Genomic DNA, 1,376 nt, shown 5'->3' with positions numbered 1-1,376 from the left:
CATGCCCGTACTGCCGACGTTAGCACATTTTTTACCGGCTTAATGGCAGGCCGCGATGCCGGGCTGATGAGCGAAGCAGGCTGCCCCGGTGTAGCCGATCCTGGTGCGGATGTGGTGGCCGAAGCGCATCGCCGGGGTATCAAAGTAGTGCCCCTGGTTGGGCCAAGCTCTATCTTACTGGCCATTATGGCCTCGGGCTTTAACGGACAAAGTTTTACCTTTCATGGTTACCTGCCTATTGACAAAGCCGACCGCAGCCGCCGTATTAAAGAACTGGAAGGTTTTACAGAACGGTTGAAGCAAACGCAATTGTTTATAGAAACCCCTTTTCGTAATAATGCTTTATTGGAAGAGATATTAAAAACCTGCAAACCCACTACCCGCCTTTGCATTGCCTGTAATTTAACGGCAAATGATGAACTGGTTAAAACCCAAACTATAGCCGCCTGGAAAAAAACACCGCCGGATTTGCATAAAAAACCAACTATCTTTTTATTATTTCACGCCTGATGAAAATTAGCAGCCAGCACACCAAAGTTTTGATCATAGGCGCAGGCCCATCGGGCTTAATGATGGCTGCACAGTTATTGAGATACGGTATTGAACCTGTAATAATTGATAATAAATTAGGCCCCACAGATCAATCTAAGGCTTTAGCCGTACAAGCACGTACGCTGGAAATTTACCGCCAAATGGGGCTGGTTGACCAGGTATTGAAAGAGGGCAGGCCCACAACAGGCCTCCAGTTTTTTAATGGTGATAAATTAACCGGCACTTTCCCTGTGGCTGATACCGGGAAGGGAGAAACACCATATCCTTATGTATTCATGTATCCGCAAAATAAAAATGAACGGGTATTACTTGGCGAGCTGACTAAAAGCGCAATACCCGTTTACTGGAACACCACATTAAAACAGCTTACGCAAAACAGAACTTCGGTTGAAGCCACGCTGGTTAGTGATGATACCGAAGCTATAATAACAGCCGACTGGGTAATTGGGGCCGATGGTGCAGGCAGCACAGTGCGCAAGCAATTGGGAATACATTTTACCGGAGATACGTATGCCCACCTTTTTTACCTGGCAGATATTACCACTAACCACGATGATGATTATATAAAGCTACACTTAACCGGCGACGGCTTTGCAGGCTTTTTCCCCACTGCCGAAAAAAATGGCTATCGATTAATAGGCAACCTACCCCCGCAGTTTGAGCATAAAGAAAATATAACAATAAAAGACATTATTCCATTTACCGAAAAAATCACCCAAGTACCTGTAGTTATAACCAAATGCAATTGGTTTACTACTTACAAATTGCATCACTGGATGGCTGATAAATTCCGGTCGGGCAGGTGCTTTTTAATTGGGGATGCA

At 45.2% G+C, this 1,376-nt stretch carries 2 protein-coding genes; both read left to right on the top strand.

The genetic code is table 11. From position 1 onward, the window contains the following. Positions 1-510 (top strand): SAM-dependent methyltransferase (locus RG47T_RS23145; protein WP_253187549.1); only part of this gene is annotated, 510 nt, incomplete at its 5' end. Further along, the coding region (locus RG47T_RS23140) for an FAD-dependent monooxygenase (protein ID WP_171972588.1) at positions 510-1,376 on the top strand (867 nt) is incomplete at its 3' end. The genes RG47T_RS23145 and RG47T_RS23140, both read left to right, overlap by 1 nt.

Origin of the sequence: Mucilaginibacter polytrichastri, assembly GCF_001911425.1 — a bacterium.
GTDB lineage: Bacteria > Bacteroidota > Bacteroidia > Sphingobacteriales > Sphingobacteriaceae > Mucilaginibacter > Mucilaginibacter polytrichastri.
The sequence above is the reverse complement of the archived record's forward strand: the minus strand, read 5'-3'. Positions and strand labels throughout refer to the sequence as shown.